Origin of the sequence: Streptomyces sp. TN58 (assembly GCF_001941845.1) — a bacterium.
Lineage (GTDB): Bacteria > Actinomycetota > Actinomycetes > Streptomycetales > Streptomycetaceae > Streptomyces.
Window position 1 is genome coordinate 303,081 of record NZ_CP018870.1, and the last position, 15,853, is coordinate 318,933.

Annotated in this window: 13 protein-coding genes; 6 read left to right on the plus strand and 7 right to left on the minus strand. The window is 74.3% G+C overall.

Annotation, left to right across the window (positions count from 1 at the left end):
* The 6 genes from BSL84_RS01410 to BSL84_RS01435 form a co-directional block, all read right to left on the minus strand.
* Entirely contained in the window at positions 1–1,908 is a 1,908-nt protein-coding gene (locus BSL84_RS01410; protein WP_045321501.1) for a non-ribosomal peptide synthetase, read from the minus strand.
* On the minus strand, positions 1,908–5,090 hold the full coding sequence (locus tag BSL84_RS01415) for a non-ribosomal peptide synthetase (RefSeq protein ID WP_075969624.1): 3,183 nt from the start codon (positions 5,088–5,090) through the stop codon (positions 1,908–1,910). Before BSL84_RS01415 ends, BSL84_RS01410 begins: the two co-directional genes overlap by 1 nt.
* Before the next feature lie 381 nt (positions 5,091–5,471).
* Entirely contained in the window at positions 5,472–6,770 is a 1,299-nt protein-coding gene (locus BSL84_RS01420) for a condensation domain-containing protein (protein WP_075969625.1), read from the minus strand.
* Positions 6,771–6,802: 32 nt separating this feature from the next.
* A complete protein-coding gene (locus tag BSL84_RS01425) occupies positions 6,803–8,173 on the minus strand; it encodes an MFS transporter (protein ID WP_079273077.1) in 1,371 nt (456 codons plus the stop codon).
* A 413-nt stretch (positions 8,174–8,586) separates the two neighbouring features.
* Positions 8,587–9,144: a pyridoxamine 5'-phosphate oxidase family protein gene (locus tag BSL84_RS01430; RefSeq protein WP_030030403.1), complete on the minus strand. Its 558-nt coding sequence runs from the start codon at positions 9,142–9,144 to the stop codon at positions 8,587–8,589.
* Positions 9,145–9,334: 190 nt separating this feature from the next.
* Positions 9,335–10,681, minus strand: a complete 1,347-nt coding sequence (locus BSL84_RS01435; protein WP_045321515.1) for an acyl-CoA synthetase — start codon at positions 10,679–10,681, stop codon at positions 9,335–9,337.
* 160 nt (positions 10,682–10,841) lie between these two features.
* Between BSL84_RS01435 and BSL84_RS01440 the strand changes: the two genes are divergently transcribed.
* Both BSL84_RS01440 and BSL84_RS37410 read left to right on the plus strand, forming a co-directional pair.
* Positions 10,842–11,330 carry a DUF1772 domain-containing protein gene (locus tag BSL84_RS01440; RefSeq protein ID WP_030030969.1) on the plus strand — a complete coding sequence of 163 codons (489 nt, stop codon included), beginning with the start codon at positions 10,842–10,844 and terminating at the stop codon, positions 11,328–11,330.
* 146 nt (positions 11,331–11,476) lie between these two features.
* Entirely contained in the window at positions 11,477–11,602 is a 126-nt protein-coding gene (locus BSL84_RS37410) for a hypothetical protein (RefSeq protein WP_267886683.1), read from the plus strand.
* A 123-nt stretch (positions 11,603–11,725) separates the two neighbouring features.
* Here the strand turns inward: BSL84_RS37410 and BSL84_RS36395 are convergent, their stop codons facing one another.
* Positions 11,726–11,881, minus strand: coding sequence for a DUF6131 family protein (locus tag BSL84_RS36395; protein ID WP_199816125.1), 156 nt, complete (start codon positions 11,879–11,881; stop codon positions 11,726–11,728).
* A gap of 320 nt (positions 11,882–12,201) precedes the next feature.
* Here BSL84_RS36395 and BSL84_RS01445 point away from each other — a divergent pair, with 320 nt between their 5' ends.
* From BSL84_RS01445 to BSL84_RS01465, 4 genes are all read left to right on the plus strand, one after another.
* Entirely contained in the window at positions 12,202–12,381 is a 180-nt protein-coding gene (locus tag BSL84_RS01445; RefSeq protein ID WP_030030970.1) for a CsbD family protein, read from the plus strand.
* A 287-nt stretch (positions 12,382–12,668) separates the two neighbouring features.
* Entirely contained in the window at positions 12,669–14,102 is a 1,434-nt protein-coding gene (locus BSL84_RS01450; protein ID WP_234308361.1) for an amidohydrolase family protein, read from the plus strand.
* A gap of 669 nt (positions 14,103–14,771) precedes the next feature.
* Entirely contained in the window at positions 14,772–15,113 is a 342-nt protein-coding gene (locus BSL84_RS01460; RefSeq protein ID WP_075969626.1) for a hypothetical protein, read from the plus strand.
* 277 nt (positions 15,114–15,390) lie between these two features.
* Complete coding sequence (locus BSL84_RS01465) at positions 15,391–15,795, plus strand: DUF2809 domain-containing protein (protein ID WP_234363604.1); 405 nt, start codon at positions 15,391–15,393, stop codon at positions 15,793–15,795.
* Positions 15,796–15,853: the final 58 nt, after the last annotated feature.

Genomic DNA, 15,853 nt, shown 5'->3' on the forward strand with positions numbered 1-15,853 from the left:
TCAGGCTCCTGCCGTCTGCGGGGTACGGCGCTGGTCGAGGAGGGCGGCGAAGGCGCGCAGGTCGGTGCTGCGCAGCAGTTCGGGGGCGCGCAGGCGCACTCCGGTTTCGCGTTCGACGGTTTCCAGCAGCCGTGCGGCGATGATGGAGGTGCCGCCGGCGTCGGTGAAGTTGTCGCCGAGGCCGGTGCCGGGGCGGCCCAGGAGGTCCCGTACGGTCGCCAGCACGAGCCGCTCGGTGTCGGTGGCGGCGTCCGTGCCGGCGTCGGCGTGCTCGTCCGCGGTGGCGGTGCCGGCCGGCGCGGGGGCCGGGGCCTGGGCAGCCAGGGCGGGCCGGTCCACCTTGCCGTTGGCGTCGAGCGGGAAGCCGTCGACGATCCGTACGCTGCCGGGGACGGCCTGCTCGGGCAGCCAGGCGCGGACGGCGTCGAGGAGGTCCCCGGTGGCCGGTACGGCGCCGTCGGCGGGCCGCAGGTGTGCGACGAGGCGGCTGTGGCCGGAGCTGTCGCGCTGCACGGTGACGACGGCGGTGCGCACCCGCGGGTCCTGCTCGAAGGCGGCTTCCACCTCGGCGGGTTCGATCCGGACGCCGCTGATCTTCACCTGGTCGTCGAGGCGGCCGAGGAAGTCCAGGCTGCCGTCGGCGTTCATGCGTACCCGGTCCCCGGTCCGGTAGAGGCGGTCGACCGACGGCAGCTCCGGGTCCTGAGCGGGTGCGGTGAACCGTCGTGCCGTGAGTTCGGGGTCGAGGTAGCCAAGTGCCAGGCAGTGGCCGCCGACGCGGAGTTCGCCGTCCTGGCCTCGGGGGACGGGGCGGCCGTCCTCGTCGGTGACGACGAGGGTGACGCCCGGCAGCGCGGTGCCGATGGGCGGCGCGGCCTGCTCGCCGGCGTCCGGGTCGGTGTTGCGCATGGTGTGGGTGGTGGTGACGACGGTGGCTTCCGCCGGTCCGTAGGCGTTGTGCACGGTGGCGGTGACGTCGGTGCCCGGGCGGCGGCGCATGCGGTCGCCGCCGACGACGAGGTGGCGCAGCTCAAGGCCCTGCGGCCAGGGCCGGTCGAGGAGCGGTTCGACGGTCGGGGTGGCCGCGACGGCGTGGGTGAGGGCGCGCTCCCGCCACCAGTCGGTGAGGACGCGGGAGTCCCAGCGGGTGTCGTCCGGCGCCGGGACGAGGGCGGCTCCCGAGGTCAGGCCGGCCCACAGTTCCAGCAGGTGCGGGTCGAACGCGACACCGATGAGCAGGGACTGGCGGTCGCCCGGTGCGAGACCGGTCTCGGCCCGGTACCAGTCGAGGGCGACGGAGAGGGAGGCCTCGCCGACGGCGACCGCCTTGGGGCGGCCGGTGGAACCGGAGGTGAGGACGGCGTACAGGGCGCCCTCCGGCGCACGGCGGGTGCCGCGTACCGCGTCGGTGAAGGCCGCCACGACGGCGGCGGGGGCGTTGACCCCGTCGGTGGGCAGCGGCAGCGGGAGGTGCTGCCCGCCGCGGTGTGCCTCGGGCAGGAGCGCGGGGTCGCCGATGAGGCAGGCGACGTCGAGGTCCTCGGTGACGGCCTGGGTGCGGCGTTCGCCGGGGCGGGGGCCGAGCGGCAGGTAGACGGCGCCGATCCGGGCGAGGGCCACGGCGGTCGCCACCAAGGCGGTGGAACGGTCGAGGCAGACGCCGACCAGGTCGCCCGGGCGGACGCGGCCGGCCAGGGCCGCGGCGACCTGTTCGGCCGCCGTGTCGAGGTCCTGGTACGTCCAGGTGCGGGCGCTGTCGATGACGGCCGGGGCCTGCGGGGCGAGCCGGGTCCAGTCCTCGAAGCGGGCGAGCACCGCGGTCGGTTCGGCGTGGGGCCCGTGGGCGACGCTCGGCGGGGCGTCGGGGAGCGTGGCGGGGGCGGTCGGGGCGGTCGGGGACTGGGTCATCACGACTCCGTGGAGAGGGTGGTGGCGGCGAGGGCTTCGGCCTGGTCGGCGAGGACGGGGTTGCGGAAGAGCACCCGCAGTGGCGGGCGCGTGCCCAGCCGGGGCTCCAGCCAGGCGGCCAGCTCGGCGGCCAGCAGGGAGTGGCCGCCGCTGTGGAAGAAGTGGGAGCGGGCGTCGATCCGGTCGTGGCCGAGCACCTTGCGCCAGCCTTCCGTGAGCAGCGCCGTCATGGGGTCTTCGGAGGCCGCGCCGGACGCGGCCGGGGACGAGGGCTGCGAGCCGGCTCCTGCGCCGGCCTCGGCGTTCTCACCCGCGGGGGCGGTGTCACCCGCGTCGAGCCGCGCCGCCCGGCGGGAGAGGGCCGTACGGTCGGGCTTGCCGCCGGCGAGGGTCGGCATGGTGTCCAGCGATGCCCATCGGGCGGGCACGAGGGGGCCGGGCAGGCGGCGGCCCAGCTCGGTGTGGAGCGCCTTCTCGTCGAAGTCCGCGCCGTCGGGCCCCTCTTCGAGGAAGCCGACGAGCCTCGGCCCGCCGGGGCCCTCCCGGTCCAGTACGACGGCGCAGGACCGGCCGCCCAGCACCGCGGACGCCGCGGCCTCGATCTCCTCCAGTTCGATGCGGTGGCCGCGCAGCTTGATCTGGTTGTCGCGCCGTCCGAGGAAGTAGAGCAGGCCGTCCCGACCGCGGTAACCGAGGTCGCCGGTGAGGTAGACGCGCTCCCCGCCGAGCGCGTCTACGGTGACGAATCGGGCGGCGGTCACCTCCTCGTGGCCCGCGTAGCCCTCGGCGAGCCCGGGTCCTGCGACGGCGAGTTCGCCGACCGCGCCGGTCGGCAGCGGCCGGTGGTGGGCGTCGAGTACGTGGATCCGCTCGCCCGGGAGTTCGGTGCCCAGCGGGATCTCGGCGCCTTCGGCGAGGGCGTCGCGGGAGATCTCGTGGACGGTCGAGGTGATGGCCGCCTCGGTGACGCCGTACGCGTTGAGGACGGTGGCGTCGGTGTCGGCGAGGACGCCGCGCAGTGCCTCGGCGGGAAGGCGTTCGCCGCCGAGGGCCAGGAGGCGGGGCGTCCAGCTGCCGTCGCGCAGTGCGGGGCGCAGGTCCTCGCGGGTGGCGAGGAAGTAGCTGGTGGGCAGGTTGGCGACGGTGACCCGGGCGGCGGCCAGCAGTTCGGTGAGTTCGGTGCCCGTGGGCACCTCGTGCTCGGGCAGGACCAGGCAGGCGCCGGCGTGGAGGGTGGGCAGGACTTCTTCCAGGGCCACGTCGAAGGAGGGCTGGGCGAACATCAGGACCCGGTCGGAGGCGATGAGGCCGAACCGGTCGGCGGCCGCCGTCATGTGGTGCACGAGGGCGGCGGGCCCGACGGCGACCGGCTTGGGGGTGCCGGTGGAGCCGGAGGTGTGGATGACGTACGCGGTGCCGGTCAGCACGGCGCCGTCGCGCGCCGGGGGCAGTACCGGGGCGTCGATCCGGGCGGTCGGCAGTGCGTCGGGCAGGGCCGGGGTGCCGTCGCCGGTGAGGACGAGCGCCGGCGCGAGCCGCTCCAGCAGCAGGCCGAGGCGGGCCGGCGGGTCGGACGGGGACAGCGGGCAGTAGACGGCGCCGGTGCGCAGGCAGGCGAGCAGGGCGACGACGGAGTCGGTCCCGCGGGGCAGGACCGCGGCCACCGGCCGGCCGGGGGTGACTCCGGCGGCCTTGAGCCGCTCGGCGAGCGAGCCGACGCGGGCGTCGAGTTCGCCGTAGGTCAGGCGGCGGGCGCCGCACAGCAGGGCCGGCTGCGCGGGGTGGTGCGCGGCCACGGGGTCGAGTGGATCGCGGTCCGCCGGGACGGGTACGGGTTCGGCGGCCGGCTCCACGGCGGCCGGGGCGAGGTCGGCCAGCGGGGTCTCGGGGCTGTCGAGGTAGGCGCGCAGCAGGTCCAGGAAGCGGCCGCAGAGCAGGCGGGCGACGTCCTCGCCGAGGAGGTCCGCGTCGTAGTCCCAGACGAGGGTCATGCCGGGTGCGCCGTGGCGCGGGGTGACGCCGCGCCGGTCGTCGGGGAGCAGGACCACGTCGAGGTCGAAGCGGGTGGTGCCGGTGTTGAATCCCTCGAAGAGGGTGATGTCGAGGCCGGGTACGTCGATCTCGGGCAGGGGCGCGTCGTGGGCGCTGAACATGACGGAGAAGAGCGGGTTGTCGGCGCCGGAGGTGTGCATGCCCAGGGCCCGGGTCAGTTCCTGCACGGGTACGTCCTGGTGCGGCAGGGCCCGGATGAGGGTGTCGGTGACCTCGTCCATGGTGTCCTGCGCGGGGGCGGCGGCGTCCAGGGCGAGCGGCAGCGGGATGGTGTTGACGAACATGCCCACGGCGTCCTCGTAGCCGAGGGGGCGGTTACCGACGGCGGTGCCGATGACCGTGCGGGAGCAGCCGCTGTGGCGGCGCAGGAGTTCCGCGAACAGTCCGAGGAGGGTGGAGAAGGGGGTGAGGCCGCGGGTACGGGCGTGTCCGCGCAGGCGTTCGGCGAGGTCGGCGCCGATGTTCTGGCGCAGCTGTCCGCCGCGGTGCCGGCGGCGGGCGCCGGGGCGCGTCAGGCCGGGCAGCGGCAGGTCGTGCTGCCGGCCGCGCAGTTCGGTCCGCCAGAAGTCGAGCGATTCGGGGGCGTAGGCGGCCCCGGCGCGTTCCCTGACGTGGTCCGCGTAGGAGGAGGCGGCCGGGAGTTCCAGGGTCTCGCCGAGGACGTGGGCGCGGTAGACGCGGAAGACGTCGTCGAGCAGGATCGCGAAGGAGTGGCCGTCGTGGATCAGGTGGTGCTCGACGTGGATGAGCCGGTGGTGGCGCTCGGCGAGGCGTACGAGGGTCCAGCGGATCAGCGGTGCCTGGAAGGTGTCGAGCGGTGTCTCGGCCTCGGTGCGCAGCAGGCGGGCGAACTCCGCCTCGGGGTCCTCGGCGCTGCTGACGTCGACGGTGTGCAGCCGCGGCGTGCAGTGCTCCGCGACCCGCTGCTCCGGAACGGAGCCGGTGGAGGCGACGAGTTCGAGGCGCAGGCCGGCGTGGCGCGCGAGGGTGGCGGCGAGACCGCGGCGCAGGGCCTCGGCGTCGAGCGTGCCCCACAGATCCAGCGAAGCGGTGAAGTTGTAGGCGCGACTGCCGGGCTGCATCTGCTCGTGCAGCCAGACGATCTCCTGCGAGGAGGAGAGGGGAAGCATGGGCGATCCCTGAGGTTGTCGGGTCGGTTTCGGTACCGGTCACGGTCGTGTCCGGTGGTCGTACGGGCGGCGTGGCGGGTCGCGCGGTGCCGTTCGGACGTACGGGGATGCTGTGGGGGGAGCCCGAAGGCCCCGGGGGTCGGCCTGGCGCGGCGGGGGCGCGCCGGGAGGCCGGGTGCGCGGCGTGGGGGCGCGCGGCGTGGGGGCGCGGCGTGGGGCCGGGTGCGCGGCGTGGGGGGCCGCGGTGTGGGGCGTGGGGAGGTGTGCGGCGGCTGCGGGCCGTGGTGCGTCCGGCGGGGCGCGTGTGGTGGCAGGCGGGTGCGGGGGCGGGAGGGGTGTGCGCGGGCCGTCCGGGCGGCGGGGGGCCGGGCGGCCGCGAGGTCAGCGCACGGGGTGCTCCGAGGGGCGCAGGGCGCGGGTGAGCGCGGCGAACGCCCGCTCCGCGCTCTCGTCGTCGAGCAGGGCACGGTCCCACACCATCCGCAGGTGGATCTCCGCTCCCTGGGTGACGGACACGGCGAAGGGGCCGCGGACGGGCCTGCCGTCGATGTGGACTTCTCGTCCCTCGGTACCGGCCAGGGTGAGGGGCGGGCGACGGCTGTCGTCGTCCACGGTGAGCAGTCCGTCGAGGCCGCCCGTCCAGCCCGAGCCGGTGGCCCGTGCGGCGGCCACAACCGCGTCGAACGGTACGTCGGCCCGGTCGAGGTCGTCCCACCACGCGTCGGCGGTGGCCTCCGCGCCGGGTCCGTGGCCGGTGTCGGCGGGGAAGACGAGGGTGTTGAGGAAGCAGCCGACGACCGGATCCGCTCCGGCGGGACGGCCGCCCCACGGGTAGCCGAGCGGGACCGTGCGGTCCGGGCCGTACAGTTCGCGGGCCGCGGCACGGCAGGCGTCGAGCAGTCCGGGGAAGGACACCCTGTCCTCGTGTGCGGGCAGCAGGGCCTGCGCGGCGCCGCTGGGCGGGGCGTCCTCGGGTGCGCGTGCGGGGCGGGGCGCGGGGGCGTGGGTGTGCACCATCCGCAGCCGTTCCGCCCAGTAGGCGGCCGCCGCCGGCGTCTCCGCCCGTTCCTCGGCGGCGAGTTGGCGCAGCACGGCGTCCTCGTAGGCGGCGAGTTCGGCTGCCGTCTCCCCTGCCGCAGCGCCCGGTTCGGCGGCCTCCTCGCCGTAGGCGGCGCCGAGTTCGTCGACGACCCGCGCCAGCGAACGGCCGTCGCAGACGGCGTGGTCCAGGGCGATGGCGAGGAGGTCCTCCCCGCGCTGCTCGTCGCGTACGAGGAAGAGCCGCAAGGGGGGACCCTGCGGATCCCAGGACGAGAGGGCGCGTCGGAGCGCGTCGGCCGCTGACTCGCCGGGTGCGACGGCCGGCCGGGTCACGGTGATGTCCGCTTCCTCGGGGGCGGCGACGCGTAGTACGGGGGTGCCCCGGACGACGGCGGGCCGTGAGCGCAGGGCGGTGTGCCGTGCGGCGAGGGTGCGGGCCGCGGCCCGCAGGCGTTCGGGGTCGACGGTTGCGCTGGGGAACGCGAAGAACATGGGCACCACGTCGGGGCGGCCCGTGGGGTCCAGCGAGCGCACCAGCATGAAGCGGCGCTGGGCTCCGGTGACGGGCAGGAGGGCGTCGGGCCGGTCGGTGGTGAGACGCCGGTAGCGGGCGAGGTACTGACTCGTGATGCTGAGCACGGGGTCCTCTTCGTCGTGACGGGGGGCGTTGGTCAGCCGGTGGGTGCGGGGGCGGGCCGTTCGTCCCCGCCGGCCCGCGTGCCGGCGTCGGGACCGGCGTCCGGGGCGGTGTCGTCGTCGGGGTCGGGGTCGGCGGCCTCCTGCGGGCCGGGCAGGTCGCGCATCCGGCGCAGCGGGGAGAAGAGCAGCGGCAGGGGTACGGCGAGGATCCCGACGGCGCACCAGACGAGGGCCGTACGCGTCCCGTAGGTCTGGGCGAGGGCCCCGCCGATGAGCGCCCCGAGCGGCAGGGTGCCCCACATAAGGAAGCGGAGGGTGGCGTTCATCCGGCCCAGCAGGCGGGGCGGGCACATCCCCTGGCGGAAGCTGACCTGGGCGACGTTGTAGACGACGGCGCCGAAGGAGACGACCGCGGATCCGGTGGCGAAGAGCGCCGCACCGGCGGGGCCGTGTCCGGACAGGGGCCACAGCAGGGCGAACGGGCCGGTCACGAGGAGGGACAGGAGGATGACCCGGGCCTGTCCGAGCCGCGCGGCCAGGCGCCCGGCGCACAGCGCGCCGAGGAGCCCGCCGACGGCCGACGCGGACAGCACCAGCCCGAGCCCGCCGGCCCGCAGTCCGACGGTGCGGACGAGATGCACGGTCTGCGTGGCCATGAGGACGGCCGTGCAGAGGTTGGCGAGGCCGGTGGTGAGGGCGATGACACGGAGCAGCCGGTGGCCGAAGACGAAGCGGACGCCCTCGCTGATCTCCTTGCGCAACGAGGCTCCGGGCGCGGCCGGTTCGGGGGCTTCCTCGGCCCGTCCGATGCGGTGGAGGAACAGCGCGGAGAGCAGGTAGCCGAGGGCGTCGACGATGACGGCGAACTGCGCTCCGACGAGCTGGACGAGTCCGCCGCCGATGCCGGGGCCGGTGACGTGGGCGGTGGAACGGACCGTCTCCAGCGCGCCGTTGCCCGCGACGAGCTGGTCGCGGGGCAGGATCTGCGGCAGGTAGCTCTGGTGGGCGACGTCGAAGAACACGGTCGCCACGCCCGTCACGAGCGCGACGGCGTAGAGCTGGGCCATGGTCAGGAGGTCGGCGAGGGCGGCGGCGGGGATGCTCGCCATGGCCGCGGCGCGCACCAGGTCCGCCCGGATCATCAGGGGCCGTTTGCGCATACGGTCGGTGAGTGCCCCGGCGGGCAGGCCGACGAGCAGGAAGGCTGCGGTCTCCGCCGCGGTCAGCAGGCCCACCTGGAAGGCGGGGGCGTCGAGTACGAGAACGGCTACGAGGGGCAGCGCCACCAGCGTCACCTGGGCACCGAACTGTCCGGTGGCGGCTCCCGCGAGCAGCAGTCGGAAGTCACGCAAGCGCATCGGGCCACCGGTGCCCCCGGTGGCGGCGCGGTTTGTGTCGGACATGTGAACGACATTCACCGATTAATCGCGCGACAGTCAAAGCAAACCTGTCAGTTTCGGACTTGTTTGGCGACTGTCCGGACATGAGTCGGAGAATCTTTCGTGCTACCCGGGGTACCGCCACGTAAATTCCGGCGGGCCGTGCGGGAGGCGCGAAGCGGGTGGGGCAAGGGGGGCCCGGGGGGCACGAGGGGGCCGAGCGGCGACCCTTACCCTGAGTAACCGATTCCATCCTGGCCGAAAAGGCTCATCCGCGATCATGTCACTGCGGAACCTGGCATTCCGTCAGCTATGAACGCCGCGCGGGGCCGGTGCAGCGCTGCTGCGGCCCCGCTGAGGCCCTGCTGCGGGCCCTGCTGCGGGCCCGCAGCGGGCCCGGCGCCGCGCGCGTTCCGCCGGCCGGCAGGCCGCACCGCTCAGAAGGTCCACCGGGTGTGGCTGTACACGCCGTCGTCTCGCCCGAAGCCGTAAGCCGTGGTCGGGGCCAGCGCGAACACCACCGCTGTGCCCTGCCGGAACGCGTCGCCGATGCCGTGGAAGGTGCCCTCGGGCGAGGTGATGTGGGGCCCGTACTTCGTTTCGTACGCCGCGATCACCTCCTCCACGACGGCCGGATCGGACACCTGCTCCGCCCGGCCCTCCACCACGAGGTCGAGCCCCTCGGTGAGCGAGTTCCCACCGGTGGTCAGCGCGCAGTGGCCGTCGTGGGCCAGGTTCTTCGCTTTCTGCTCCTCCGGCCCTGTGGAGAAGTACATGGCCCCGTCGTGCCAGGCCGCGATCACGGGGGTGACGTGCAGGCGCCCGTCGGGCCGGACCGTGGACAGCCAGAAGATCTCGGCGGTGCCCAGCTCCCGCTCCGCCTCGGCCCAGTCGGTGGCGGTGGCTTCGGCGGCACCCGGCCGGGGGTTGAGTGCGGAACTGTAGCGGGCGTCGAGTTCGGTGGCGGGGTGCTTCGCGGATCCGTGGGGCGGCATCGTGGATCTTCTTCCTCTCCCCCGTTCGCTGTCGGCACGCCGCCGAGGGGGAACGAGCCCGTGCATCCTCCCGCGCGGGCATGCCCGCCACCGCCCTACGCGGCCGTCGTGCCGTCCGGGGTCACCCGGCCGGTCCCGTACCGCGGCAGGCGGCAGACGGCAGACGGCAGGCGCAGGGCAGCGAAGGCCCTCAGCCGTCCAGGAGGAGGCGCTTCTGCGGTTTGCCCATGGCGTTGCGCGGGATCGCCTCGACGAAGCGGACCTCGCGGGGGCGCTTGTGGACCGACAGGTGGGCGGCGACGAAGTCGGTCAGCTCCGCTCCCGTGACTCCCTCGGCGACGACGAACGCGACGATCCGCTGGCCGAGATCAGCGTCGGGGACGCCGACCACCGCGGCCTCGCGCACCCGGGCGTGGTCCAGCAGCGCGTTCTCGACCTCACCCGCCCCGATCCGGTACCCGCCCGACTTGATCATGTCGGTGGACGCGCGGCCCACGATCCGGTGCACGCCCTCCTTCGCGTCGACGGCCGCGATGTCACCGGTACGGAACCAGCCGTCCTCGGTGTACGCGGCGGCCGTCGCCTCCGGCCGGCCGAGGTAGCCGGAGAACAGGGTGGGGCCGGTGAGCTGGAGTTCGCCGATCTCCGCTCCTTCCTCGGCCGCGATACGGGTGGCGACGCCCGGCAGGGGGGTGCCGACCGTGCCCGGGTGGGGGTCGCCGCCCGCCCGGCCGCTGACGGTGATCAGCGTCTCCGTCATCCCGTACCGCTCCACGATGCGGTGTCCGCTCGCCCGCTCGATGTCCCGGAAGACCGGCGCGGGCAGCGCCGCACTGCCCGACACCAGGAGCCGGGCCCCGGACAGGCCGGCCGCGGCACGGGGCTCGCGGGCGATGCGCGACCACACGGTCGGCACACCGAAGTACAGGCTTCCGCCCGCGGCCGCGTACGCCTCGGGTGTGGGCCGCCCGGTGTGCACGAGCCGGCTGCCCGTACGCAGGGCTCCGAGGACGCCGAGGACCAGTCCGTGTACGTGGAACAGCGGCAGGCCGTGGACCAGGGTGTCCTCGGCGGTCCACTGCCAGGCTTCGGCGAGCGCGTCCAGGTCCGCGGTGATCGCGGCGCTGCTGAGGACCACGCCCTTGGGGGCGCCCGTGGTGCCGGAGGTGTAGAGGATCAGGGCGGGGTCCTCCGGGCTGCGTACGCCCGCCGGGGCGGGGCCCCTGTCCGACCGGCGGGCGAAATCGACGTCGAGGGTGCGGGCGCCGGAGTCGCGCAGGATGTGCCCGCGCTCGGCCGGGCCCGCGTCCGGCGGCAGCGGAACGCACGGTACGCCGGCGAGCAGCGCGCCGACCACGGCGGCGACGGTCTCCAGCGAGGCCGTCGCGCTGACCGCGAACGCCGGGATGCCCGATTCGGTGAGATCGGCGGCCACCTGGCGGGCAGCGCCCAGGAGTTCCTCGTAGGAGGCGGTGCGGCCGGCGACGGTGACGGCGTCCGCGCGGTCCCCGTGGACACCGGTGAGGGCGGTCAGCATGGCGGGCGGCTCCGTTCGGCGGTGGTGTGGGATGCGGTCGGGCGCTCTGCGCGTTCGGCCAGCCTACGCGGCGCGGACGGGGGCCGTACCCTGTGACCGGCGCGGGGCGACCGTTCGCAGTCCGCGTTCTCGGCCTGATTGTCGATCCGGGGGGAAGCACGTGGAAACGGCACGGTTGGCGACGGTGGTCGCCGCGACGGTCACCGTGGGCTGGATGAGCGGCCTCTTCTACGGATTCGCCGTGTCGGTGATGCCGGGGCTCCGGCTCGCAGCCGACCGCACCGCCATCGAGACGATGCAGCGGATCAACACGGCGATCCTCAACGGCTGGTTCCTGCTGGGCTACGTCGGCGCGCTCGTCTTCAGCGCGGCGGCGGTGGCGCTCCACGCCGTCGGCGGTGGCGGTAGGGACGCGCTGGGGCCGCTGATCGGTGCGCTCGCCGCCTACCTCGCGGCGATGGGGGTGACGGCCCGGATCAACATCCCGCTGAACAACGCCCTGGAACAGGCCGGCCCCGTCGAGCGCATCGCCGACCCGGCGGCGGTCCGCCGGGCCTTCGAGGCGCGGTGGACACGTGCCAACACAGGGCGGGCCGTGCTGTGCACGATCTCGCTCGGCTTCCTCGCCTGGGCGCTCGTCCTGCACTGACGGGACGGGGGCGGGCCGGGATTCGGGCCCCGGGCGCGTTGTCGGGCCCAGCGCGGGCAGGTGCGGTAAATGGAGACAACAGAGAAGCGGCGGACACACTTACGACGGCGGCTCGGCACCACCCTCGGGGAACGGGGGGCACCGCGATGACGGTTGCGAGTGGCGCGACGGCCGGTGCGAACGTCGTGGACGCCCCCGTCTGGGTTCACCTGGCGGTGATGGCGGCAGCGGTCCTGATCCTCGTCTACCACCTGGCCAGGGACGGCCGTTGACGATCCACCCGTCCCCTGTGCCCCGTCCCGGTCCCGCGCCCCGGTCCGGCTCCGTGGGCCGGACGCGCCGGGGCCTGTCCGGTCGTGATCGACCGGACAGGCCCGATTCGGCCACGTCCGCGGTTACCAGTAGTGGCGTCGTCCGCCGACGGCGTGGCCGACCGATCCCATCAGCCACAGCGCCGCGCCCACCACGAGCAGGATGACCCCGAGGGTCCACAGGATGGAGACCCCGGTCAGAAGTCCGATCAGCAGGAGGATCAACCCGACGGCAATCATGAGTACCTCGTTCTCGCGTTGGAGTGTCGGCGGAAACGGTGGGATCCGCCGTGGCGCTTCAGTCGCCGTCTGCCCCCGAACGCCGTCCTTATCTGTGCCTCACCCCGATCCGACGCGATGGGTTGCGACCCGTACGGCCGGGCAGAAGCAGTGGCGCCCCGCGCGGCCCGGGGCACGGGCGGCCCGGGGCACGGGCGGCCCGGGGCGCAACCCGGACGGCCGCGCGCCGGACGGTCCCCTGTGCGTTGCGGGTCCCTCCCGGCCGACGCATGGTGGGCAGAGCGTTCCCCCCAACCGAGTCACTCAAGGAGTACCGCGTCATGAGCAAGGCGAAGGCTAAGGCCAAGCAGGTCAAGGGCAAGCTCAAGGAGACCGCCGGCGACGCCGTGGACGACAAGCGGATGCAGGCGGAGGGCGGCGCCGACCAGATGGCCGGCAAGGCCGAGGAGATGGCTTCGGACGCTGCGAAGAGGACCAAGAAGGGCATGCACAGGTCCTGACCGGCGCCTCCCGCACCGCTGCGAGGAGGGGCCGGGCCCGTCACACCGACGGGTCCGGCCCCTCCTCGCGCGCGTCACCGTGACGGTCCGCCCGACGCCGGAACCGCCCGCGGCAACATGGCCGGTACGCGTCTGGCATGCCGCCGGAACGGAAAATGTTTTCCGCTGGCGTCTATCGATGAGCCGTGCGCTGGGAATGCTGGGTGTGATCCCGCCCCTGCCCGACGCCCCGTCACGGCGTCACCCGGGCGGGCCTTCCGTTCTGCGCCCTCGGGAGGCAACACGCCATGCAGTCCACCCCCACTCCGCTCGCGGCCCCCGGCCGACGCGACCTCCTCACCGGCCTCGGCCTGGCCGCCGCCGCACCGCTCCTGCTCGGCGTCACCCCACGCCCCACGTCGCCGGCCCGCCCGGCCGGTCGGCCCGCCCCGGCCGGCGGGACGGTCCTGCTGCGCGGAGCGTCCCTCGTACTCACCATGGACCCGGGCCTCGGCAGCGGCGGCCCCCTCGGGGCCGTCGAGAACGCCGACGTCCTGATGCGCGGCGGTGCCATCGCCGCCGTCGGCCCGTCCCTCCAACGGCCGCCCGGCGCCTGGGTGGTGGAGGCCTCGGGCAAGCTGGTCATGCCTGGGTTCGTGGACACCCACACCCACCTGTGGCAGGCGGTGATCCGTGGCGGCTGCACCGACCGCGACCTGTTCGGCTGGTTCGCGGGGTGTACCGGCCCGCAGCGCGCACGGCTGACCCCCGCGGCCGTCCACAGCTTCGTACGGCTCGCCGCGCTCGACGCCGTCCAGTCGGGCGTCACCACGCTGGTGGACTGGGTGGACATCTTCGCGTTCGACCTGATCGAGAGCTATGTACGGGCGCTGGCCGAGACGGGGGTGCGGTTCACCTACGCGATGTTCCCGCCGAAGCCGGACGCGGTGCTCGTCACGAAGGTGAAGAGGGAGCTCGTCGATCCGGCGCCGCTGGGTTCCTTCCAGGTGGCCACCCATGCGGCGCGAGCCGTCCAGGATCACAATCGCGCGCACTGGGAGGCCGCCCGGGAGCTGGACGTCATGCTCAACTCCCATGTACTGGAGCGCCCCGAGCAGCGCGCGGACGACCCGATCGGGGTCCTCGCCGACATCGGCGCGCTGGGACCGCGGCTCATGATCAACCATGCTGTCCACCTGACCGACACGGAGATCGCCACGATCGCCGAACACGACGTACGGGCGGCCCACTGCCCGCTGAGCAACATGCGGCTGGCGTCCGGCATCATGCGGCTGTCCGAGTTCGGACGGCGGGGCGTCAAGGTCGGGCTCGGCCTGGACGGCGGCACCAACGACAGCTCGGACTTCCACGCGCTGATGAAGACGGCCGTCGGCCTGCAACGCGCTCGCGCGACGGACGCCGGGGTTTTCCCCCAGGTGCAGGACGTCTTACGGATGGCCACGCTCGGCGGCGCCGAAGTGCTCGGCATCGCCGACCGGGTGGGCTCCCTCACCCCGGGCAAGCGAGCCGACGTGGTGGTCGTCGACCCGGCCGCCCTGAACTTCGCCCCGCGCTTCGACTGGGTCGGCCAGGTCGTCTTCAACGGGCGCCCCGAGAACATCGACGCGGTGTTCGTGGACGGACGCCCGCTGAAACTCGACGGCCGGCTGGTCGACGTCGACACCGACCGCGTCGTCCGCGAGGCGGAGGCATCCGCCACCCGCCTCCGCACGCCCGGCTAGGGGGGGCCGGTGGGAGTACGCCCCCCGCCTTGGGCCTGCCCGGCTCGCCGTCTCCGGAACGAAGGCCCTGCGCGCCTTGGTTCCACGGACCGGCCCCCCGCGACGGGGCTGATGGGCGGCAGGGGTGGACCTCGTCGAGGGGGATGCACTTCGGTGCGCGCCTTAGGGTCTGTATCGAGTTGCCCCGCGGCGTCGCGACGCCCGGCACGCACCCTCGGCGCTCCTTGCTCCACGGGGCAACTCGATACAGACCGGTGGTTCTTGCGGGCCGTGAGCTGGCCCTGCACGTAGGCGTCGGTCTGCGGGGTGTAGGGGCCGCCGCGGTCGAAGAGCAGGTCGGTGATGCGGCTCCATTCCGCCACCTCGGCGCGGGTGCCCGCGGCGGCCGTGTCGAGGTCGCCGGCGGCTTCCTCGGCCGCCTCCAGGGCTTCCGCGGCCTGGTGGTGCGTCATGCCCGTGGCCTGACGGCGTACCCTGTCGCGGGCTGCGCGTTCCTCGGGGGTCGGTTCGTGCGGTTCGTTCGCCGCGGTGTCCTCGGTCACGGGTGCGCCTTTCGTCGGTGGCCTGTCCGGCCCCCTCGTCTCGTCCATCCTCCGATACCCGCGGCAGGTCCTTCCATCTCCGGCGATCGGCGCGGTCGGCCGCGGGCCGCCCTCCTCAGGAGCCCCCATGGCACGCTCGCTCGACGGTCTCGACTTCGTCCCGGTGGCCGACCAGGCACCCGGCCAGGTCGGCCGGCAGACCCGGTTCCGGTATCACGAGCGCGACGGCCTCGTCTGGGCCGACTACCAGGGCGGGGACGTGGTCAAGGGGCATCTGATCGGCACCCGGAAGGGCGACACCGTCGACTTCCGCTACGTCCAGCTCCGCCTCGACGGCACCACCGCCTCCGGGTGGTGCACGTCGCTCGTCACCGTCCTGGACGACGGCCGGCTGCGCCTTGAGGAGTCCTGGACGTGGGAATCCCAGGAGGGCAGCGGCACCAGCGCGGTCGAGCAGCCGCCGAACTGACACGGCGACAGGGCTGGCGTTACCAGATGCGCCGTCATACGTGAGGCGACCACGGCGGACAGCCTCCTCGGCAACGTGCGTCACGCTGAGGCCCCGCAACTCGGGCTACGTGCTGGACGGCAGCCGGGCCGTCGAGACCGCGGCGGCGGTCGCCGACCAGATCGTGGTGGACACCGATCGCAGGGACGGTCCGGGCCGGTTGTCGGAGAATTTCCCGGTGACTCTCGTATCCGGAGCCGGTGACGGCTCCCGCCCCCGCCACCCTGCCGCCGTACGGATCCGTCTGGTGGCGGCCGGAGCGGCCCTGCTGACGGTCGGCGCGGGGCTCGGGCTGCGGGCCGTGTCGGCCGGCAGCCCCGCCGGGTACGGCGGGGACGCGCTGTACACCGTCCTGCTGCTGACCCTGGTGGTGCTGGTCGCGCCTCGGTGGACACCGCTGCGCGCCGCCGGGACGGCGCTGGCGGTGAGCTGGGCCGTCGAGCTGTTCCAGCTGAGCTCCGTACCGGCGGACCTGTCCCGGCACAGCGTGGCCGCCCGCCTGGTGCTCGGTTCCACCTTCAACGCTCCGGATCTCTTCTGGTACGCGGTCGGGGCGGCGGGCGGCGGACTGCTGTACGCGGCATCGCTTCGGCACCGCCGGACCCCGCCGGGCCCGCCGGCCGGTGACACTCCTCACACGTGACGGGCGCGGTGGCCCCGCAGGGCCCCGAATCGGCGGGGTTCGGGCCGCTGGACCGGCC